The 7436-nt window shown below is 46.3% G+C and carries 7 protein-coding genes; 4 read left to right on the top strand and 3 right to left on the bottom strand.

What is annotated here, in order from left to right:
- On the top strand, window positions 1-816 hold an 816-nt coding region (locus QUA40_RS02635), incomplete at its 5' end, for a Calx-beta domain-containing protein (protein WP_333121547.1).
- 318 nt (window positions 817-1134) lie between these two features.
- Here QUA40_RS02635 and QUA40_RS02640 read toward each other — a convergent pair.
- Together QUA40_RS02640 and QUA40_RS02645 are read right to left on the bottom strand one after the other, a co-directional pair.
- On the bottom strand, window positions 1135-1545 hold the full coding sequence (locus tag QUA40_RS02640) for a DUF4129 domain-containing protein (RefSeq protein ID WP_333121548.1): 411 nt from the start codon (window positions 1543-1545) through the stop codon (window positions 1135-1137).
- Window positions 1546-1602: 57 nt separating this feature from the next.
- Window positions 1603-1728 carry a hypothetical protein gene (locus tag QUA40_RS02645; RefSeq protein ID WP_333121549.1) on the bottom strand — a complete coding sequence of 42 codons (126 nt, stop codon included), beginning with the start codon at window positions 1726-1728 and terminating at the stop codon, window positions 1603-1605.
- 319 nt (window positions 1729-2047) lie between these two features.
- On the opposite strand from QUA40_RS02645, the gene QUA40_RS02650 reads away from it, so the two are divergent.
- The 3 genes from QUA40_RS02650 (at window position 2048) to QUA40_RS02660 (ending at window position 6597) form a co-directional block, all read left to right on the top strand.
- Window positions 2048-3775, top strand: a complete 1728-nt coding sequence (locus QUA40_RS02650) for a diflavin flavoprotein (protein ID WP_333121551.1) — start codon at window positions 2048-2050, stop codon at window positions 3773-3775.
- 454 nt (window positions 3776-4229) lie between these two features.
- Entirely contained in the window at window positions 4230-4859 is a 630-nt protein-coding gene (locus QUA40_RS02655) for a hypothetical protein (protein ID WP_333121552.1), read from the top strand.
- Complete coding sequence (locus tag QUA40_RS02660; protein WP_333121554.1) at window positions 4852-6597, top strand: diflavin flavoprotein; 1746 nt, start codon at window positions 4852-4854, stop codon at window positions 6595-6597. Before QUA40_RS02655 ends, QUA40_RS02660 begins: the two co-directional genes overlap by 8 nt.
- 94 nt (window positions 6598-6691) lie before the next feature.
- Here the strand turns inward: QUA40_RS02660 and pgsA are convergent, their stop codons facing one another.
- The gene (pgsA, locus tag QUA40_RS02665) at window positions 6692-7210 is read right to left on the bottom strand and encodes a CDP-diacylglycerol--glycerol-3-phosphate 3-phosphatidyltransferase (protein WP_333121563.1); all 519 of its coding nucleotides are present in this window, start codon (window positions 7208-7210) and stop codon (window positions 6692-6694) included.
- Window positions 7211-7436 lie beyond the last annotated feature (226 nt).

A 7436-nucleotide genomic window follows, 5' to 3' on the forward strand; every position in this document is an offset into this window, starting at 1 on the left:
GTGCTCTTCGGTGGCAATGTCGGCAGTAGTCCGTCAATTTTGACGATTAATGATGTGGCGCCAACTGGGACGACGCCGAGTCCGACTCCGACTCCAACTCCAGCAACATCAACAGCAACCCAGTTTGTTTTTAGTGCGGCTACTTTCAGCACTCAGGAATCATCTGGCTTTGCTACGGTGACAGTCAATCGCATCGGCCCCACTACGGCGACCGGAACGATTAGCTACAGTACTCTTGACGGCAGCGCCCTATCAACTGGAAGTGCGGTTGATTATTCCTCTAGTGCTGGTGTACTCACCTTTGGCCCTGGGGAAACTTCCAAGACGTTCAGCATCTTTGTCAATCCTGATACTGTGCCTGAAATGACTGAGACTGTTAACCTATTTCTCAACAACGGCCCCGTCGGCACTCCGTCAACAGCAAGACTAGACATTATTGACGGTAGCAGCAGTGCATCTGGCAATATCTTCCAGTATAGTGCGTCTGATTACGGCACGATCGCCACTCAGGGGGGCGGCACAACGGTTACAGTTACCCGCTCAAGCGGCTTAGGTGCAGCATCGATTGATTATATTATTCTGGCGGGTACTCCCGGCAGCGGCCCTGCACCTGTATTTGGTACCGACTACCTGCTTAACCCGGGCGGCCCCACTGGCGGCACGTTGTCCTTCGCCGCCGGCCAACTCAGCCAAACCTTTAGTGTTCAAGACAACCAATTTACTACCAATAATGGGACTGTGCGCTTAGGTCTTGCTAACCCCACTGCGGGCTACAGTTTCGGCAGTACAGCGGCAACAAGTATCACTCTCATCTAAGGTTGTTAGTAGGGCGAGGAATCCTTGCTCTACTAATATGTCCCGCAAGTAGTTAAATGCTTTTTATCGATTGGATATTATAGCAATCCTTGCAGGAGTCGTAATTTTTTTACCCCACCCCAACCCTCCCCTTACCAAGGGGAGGGAGTAAGAAATTCACAAATGATTTAGGATTGCTATATATCGTTTCCGGTGGCATGGGAATGATAAAGTCAAGGTCAATAATTCCACATTCCCCGACTCCCCACTCCCCACTCCCAACGAACCATCATTCCGGTGTTACCGGAATTGATATTATTGTTTTTTGCGCTTACCTACTTAATCCTTAATTTGTTGATAAGCTTGCTGACACTGTTCAAAGGTTGAGGCGTCAGCTTCCGCATTCCCGAAATATAGTTGCTGATGTATTGTTATCACGGTTTCGTAAGGCACTGGCTGGGGTAATTGCTGGATTAATTGCAAATATTCGCCATCAGTGCGGCTGGGTTGGTCAACCACGGTTCCCGCATCATTTAACCGCTGCAACATCGCCATGTAAAGACAGCGGCAAGCTTGGCGGTATTTCCCTTGTTGCTGCAATTTTTGCGATCGCAACAACCACTCTGCTACCGATAAATCTTTAATTGTTTTTTTCGCACTTCCATCTGTTGTTTGATTCCTCTTTTTGAAATTATGAATATAAAAACGTAACAGTTGCCAAATCTGCCAACTCGCCCAGACTGCAAGCAATGCTAAGATTAACCAAAAAGCGGCTTTAGCGATCGCCCCCAAGATGGGGGAATCAAACTAAGATGGCAATTTGACATTCGGTATATTTTGGGCAGTTTTTAGTTCCCACCACTCTTGCAATCGCTGTTGCCACTGTCCCAATAGCCAACTCGAATTAGTTTTCTCAAAGGAACTTTCAGACATAGCTTTACATCACTTAATCGATTTTGGCTTGTGGATTTGGGATTTTTTTATTCGCTCATTTTACTGCACATTTTGTATAACTGTTAAGTTGCTACTAACTAATTGACTGCTTGATAGGAATTTCCCTGCCAAACTCAGTACCTCGATCGCCCAACCGATCGAACTCGGTTTCTATACCACACATATTTGCTTTTTGTCAAGAGTTCTATCTCACTTTTGGGATGCTTAACTGAGTGATAGGAAATTTGATAAAGATTTACAAAAGAAACGTGTCAGAATGGAAACAATAAGGTAATGGGTAACAGACAAGGAGGCACTGATGGTAGCGCTGACTGAACGAGTCCAACGCAGATTGACGGTGGAAAAAGTCGAAATTGCCTCTGATACAACGGCAATTCGATGCCTGGACTGGGATAGAGACCGCTTTGACATCGAATTCGGGCTCAAAAACGGTACAACTTACAACTCATTCATCATTCGCGGTGAAAAAACAGCCCTCGTCGATACCTCGCACGAGAAGTTTCGCCAGCAATACATGGAAACTCTGACGGGCGAAATTGACCCCAAAGAGATTGACTATCTAATTATCAGCCACACCGAACCAGACCACAGCGGTTTAGTTAAAGACGTGCTGGCGCTGGCACCCCAAGCGATTGTCGTGGGGGCGAAAGTAGCTATTCAATTTTTAGAAAACCTTGTACACCAACCATTTGAGCGATTGGTAGTAAAAAACGGGGACAAACTAGATTTAGGAAACGGCCACATTATCGAATTCGTATCGGCGCCTAACTTGCACTGGCCTGATACTATTTTCAGCTACGACAGCAAAACTCAAGTGCTGTTTACCTGCGATGCTTTCGGGATGCACTACTGTACCGACAGCACCTTCGATGACGATTTAGCAGCAGTTGAGGAAGATTACCACTTTTATTATGAGTGTTTGATGGCTCCCAATGCTCGATCGGTACTCGCTGCGATGAAGCGGATGGCAGAATTGGGAGAAATCGGTACAGTTGCGACCGGTCACGGGCCCTTGCTGCGGCACAATGTGGTGGAACTTACCGGACGCTACAAAAAGTGGAGCCAAGCGCAAGCTAAGGCAGAAACCACTGTAGCGGTATTTTACACTTCCGACTACGGATTTAGCGATCGACTCAGCCAAGCGATCGCCCACGGTATCACCAAAACCGGTGTCGCCGTGGAAATGATGGATTTGAGAATCGCCGACTTGCAAGAAGTCCGCGAACTTGTCGGTACCGCCGCCGGTATCGTGATTTGTTCGCCGCCGAGTAGTGGTACTGCTGCTGCGAATGCCGAAGCTGCTATCAACACAATTTTAGTTGCGGCTAACAACAAACAATCTTTCGGTTTGTGTGAATCCGGTGGCGGCGATGACGCATCTATTTACCCGCTGCGAAACAAGTTAAAAGAGTTGGGTTTAAAAGAAGCATTTCCCAACATTTTAATTAAAGAATCACCGACAGAAGCGAGTTATCAACTTTGCGACGAAGCCGGCACCGACTTGGGACAGTGGCTGACGCGGGACAAGGCTGTTAAACAGATGAAATCCCTCGACAGCGACCTCGATAAAGCTTTGGGACGAATCAGCGGCGGACTGTACATCATCACCGCTCAAAAAGGCGAGGTTAGCAGTGCGATGCTAGCTTCTTGGGTGACGCAAGCCAGTTTTAAACCGCTGGGTTTAACAATAGCAGTAGCGAAGGATCGGGCGATCGAATCGATGATGCACGCGGGAGATAAATTTGTTCTCAACGTGCTGGAAGAAGGCAATTATCAAACCTTGATGAGGCACTTTTTAAAGCGTTTTGCTCCTGGTGCCGATCGATTTGCCGGAGTTAAAACTCAACCTGCTACCAACGGTTCTCCGATTTTGACAGATGCTTTGGCTTACATGGAATGCGAAGTAGTCAGCCGGATGGAACTTTCGGATCATCATATCGTATATGCGATCGTCGATAGCGGCCGCGTATCCAATCCCGATGCACTGCCGGCAGTTCACCACCGCAAAGTCGGAAATCACTATTAGTAAGTTAGTTGACGGTTGACTGTTGTCAGTTGACAGTTGACTGTTGGCAGTTGTCAGAAGGAAGAAGGCGCTTCGGCTTCGCGAGGAGCGCGTCAAAAGAAGGATGAAGGATGTTTCAACAAGCGCGTTTAACCCCTAATAAATGTCGTTTACATCCGAGGCCCGATCCCCCCTAACCCCCCTTAAGAAGGGGGGAACTGGAAACAGATCGAAGTCCCCCTTTTTAAGGGGGATTTAGCTTCGGATAAAAGCGACATATTTCAACGGTTTTAGGCTGGTGAGATCTATGCACTGTGCACCCGACGCCGCCAACAGTTGCTTTTCTTTATTTATTTCTTTCTCTCTTCCTTTCTTACTTACTCTGCGTTAGAGTGTGCAACACCTTACCAGGCGATAAAAGTACACCGGGCAAACTGTTGTCATTTTGACTCCTTTTTAACTAGGGGAATTACCAATGCCTAGCAATCTTTTAGAAGACCGAGATTACACAATTATTATTGCCAGAAGCGATGCCAGCAGAGACCCCCAGCATCCTTGGTACGAGGAGTGGGTAGAAGCACAGGCATCTCTAATCGACTTAGCAAAAAAATGTCAGGAATTTGACAGCGACGGCATCACTCTTTACGAAGCTTCTACTCCTATGTGGAAGTATAAAAATTCCAATGTGGCGCGGTTAGCTGAAATTTTGCAGCGACAAAATACGGAACCGGATTCAGCAAGCCCCACTGCAATTAATTTGGAAGAAGCTCTTAAAGCAAGTTTTAGTGATTATTTCGCAAACAAAACAGATGGCAAAGGGAAGAAAGGAGCAATAATTGTTGCAGTCCTCGATAAAAAACCCGAACAAGTCGCTACTGTCGCCGAAATTATTGTAAGTGCGGCAAATAAAATAGAGAAAGATGAAGAAATTGGGGTGAGCTTTATCCAAATTGGGGACGATCTGAAAACCAGGGAATTTCTGACTGACCTGGATACCAATTTACAGGGTAGAGGTGCAAGGTTTGACATTGTAGATACCAAGTTTTGGCACGAAATCAAAAGAAGTTCTGTAGTTCAGTTTCTCATAGGTGCAATTAATGACTAATACTTTGACTCCTACACTCGGATCGGATGCCAAACCCCGCGACGTTCAGTTTATCCCGATCGCACTCGATACTTTTATTGTGCGATCGCGCACTTGGGACAGACTCAAATTTGAAGTCGAGTATTCGCTGCAAAAGGGTACGACAGCCAATAGCTATATTATTCAAGCTGACAAAACTGCTTTGTTCGACCCGCCCGGGGAATCTTTTACTCAAAATTACCTGGAATTTTTGCAGAAACGGGTGGACTTGACCAAGCTGGATTACATAATTTTGGGGCATTTCAATGCTAACAGGTCAGTAACAATTAAAGCTCTGTTAGAATTAGCTCCTGAAGTAGCTTTGGTTTGCACGAATCCCGCCGCAATTAGTTTGCGGGCGGCTTTTCCCGAACAAGAATTAAACATTCTGATCGTTCGGGGAGAAGAAACTCTCAATTTAGGAAAAGGTCACGCCTTAAAATTCATCGCGACTCCGACTCCTCGCTGGCCTGATGAACTTTGCACCTACGATCCGCAAACTCGAATCGTGTTCACTGACAAACTATTTGGAGCTCACGTTTGCGGCGACCAAGTATTCGATGAAGGGTGGAGCGTTTACAGCGAAGATCGGCGCTATTATTACGATTCCCTGCACGCATCTCAGGCAAAACAAGTGCTGACCGCAATGGATAAATTAGCGGATTTACCCACAGCATTTTATGCTCCCGGTCACGGCCCGATTGTCCGTTACGGCCTTAATGAACTGAGCAATTTGTATCGGGAATGGAGCCAGCAACAAAATTCAAAAGACTTGACAGTTGCTTTGATTTATGCTTCGGCTTACGGAAATACGGCTACTTTAGCGCAGGCGATCGCCAAAGGAATTACTAAAGCCGGCGTTGCTGTAGAAAGTATCAACTGCGAATTTGCCGAACCGGGCGAAATTCAAGAGGCGATCGAAAAATGCGCGGGATTTATCATCGGAACTCCCACGCTAGCAGGACACGCTCCGACGCAAATTCAAACTGCTTTGGGAATAGTTTTATCTACCGCAACTAAAAGCAAATTAGCGGGGGTTTTCGGTTCTTTTGGCTGGAGTGGAGAGGCGATAGACCTAGTGGAAAACAAGCTGAAAGACGCTGGCTATCGAATTGGATTTGAGCCGATTCGAGCCAAATTTAAGCCGACGGCGGCGACGATTCACGAGTGCAAAGAGGCGGGAACGGATTTTGCTCAAGCTTTGATTAAATCGCAAAAATTGCGGGCACCGAGACCGCAATTAGCAGGGGGGAGCGATCGCACTGAACAAGCAGTAGGAAGATTGGTTGGGTCCCTGTGCGTACTCTCGGCAAAGCGCGGGGATGTTAGCAGTGCAATGCTGGCTTCGTGGGTGTCGCAAGCAACGTTTAATCCCCCCGGTATAACGATTGCGGTGGCGAAAGATCGATCGATCGAAGCTTTGATGTACGCCGGAGATAAATTTGTACTCAATATCTTAGCAGAAGGGCGACAGTTGCGGAAGTATTTCATGAAAAACTTTGCTCCGGGAGAAGACAGATTTGCCGGAGTCGAAACAATGGAAGCTAGCAACGGCTGTCCAGTTTTGACTGATGCTTTAGCTTATCTGGAATGCCAAGTGATAAGTCGGATGGAATGTGGCGATCATTGGGTAGTTTATGCGGCGATTGACAACGGTCATTTGCTCAAAAATGACGGGGTGACAGCGGTGCACTACCGGAAATCTGGGAGTCATTATTAAGCTACGGCTAGGACACGGCATTGCCGTGTCCTTACAAATATATCGAAGTTTTTATCTTCGTTAATCCGCGTTCATCTGCGGTTAAAAAACCGATTTACTTGTCCTCAGCAGTCTTTTCGGGCCACAGATAAATAGCGCCAGAAATCAAAGTTAAAGCCACAGAAACCCAAAAAGCAATTAATGCGGGAAAATTCCACGCTTCAGACAAAGGAGCAATTAAAAGTGCGATCGCCACAATCTGACTCACCGTCTTCAATTTACCCCAAATATTAGCTCCAGAAATCGTAGTTTTATTAACACGCCACCCCGCAATTGTCAACTCCCTGCCCAAAATCAAAAACACTCCCCAAGCCGGGACTCTACCCAACTCAATCAACACTAAAAGCGGCGCGAGAACCAACAATTTATCCACCAAAGGATCGAGAAACTTTCCCAAATCGGTAATTTGATTCAGCTTCCTAGCCAAATAGCCGTCCAGCCAATCAGTAGCCGCAGCTACAACAAAAATCGCGGTACAAATCCAGCGGCTTTGGGCGCTTGGGTCGTACAAACCGTATAGCAGAAAAGGTACTCCCAGCAAACGAGAGAAAGTAATCAAATTAGGCAAATTCATCATAGAAGGAAGAAGTCATTAGTCATCAGGAAGAAGGAAAAAAGAAGGAATAAAGAAAAGGAAAAAAATTAAGGGCAAGCTTTTTACAAGCTTGCCCTTAATTTAACATTTTTTTGTAGCTGTTTAACTTTGAGAAAAACAGCGGCATTATACGGAATCCGGTTGTCATAGGTCTGTTATAATTGCTGAAAAAATCGAGCAAAAATAGCCATGCCAAAAAAAGTCG

The organism is Microcoleus sp. Pol11C3, assembly GCF_036701485.1.
Lineage (GTDB): Bacteria > Cyanobacteriota > Cyanobacteriia > Cyanobacteriales > Microcoleaceae > Microcoleus.

Bases quoted from the DNA above. Each gene is read 5' to 3' on its own strand.
- QUA40_RS02645 (WP_333121549.1), bottom strand. From the start codon at position 1,728: ATGTCTGAAAGTTCCTTTGAGAAAACTAATTCGAGTTGGCTATTGGGA.
- QUA40_RS02650 (WP_333121551.1), top strand. From the start codon at position 2,048: ATGGTAGCGCTGACTGAACGAGTCCAACGCAGATTGACGGTGGAAAAA.
- QUA40_RS02655 (WP_333121552.1), top strand. From the start codon at position 4,230: ATGCCTAGCAATCTTTTAGAAGACCGAGATTACACAATTATTATTGCC.
- QUA40_RS02660 (WP_333121554.1), top strand. From the start codon at position 4,852: ATGACTAATACTTTGACTCCTACACTCGGATCGGATGCCAAACCCCGC.
- pgsA (WP_333121563.1), bottom strand. From the start codon at position 7,210: ATGAATTTGCCTAATTTGATTACTTTCTCTCGTTTGCTGGGAGTACCT.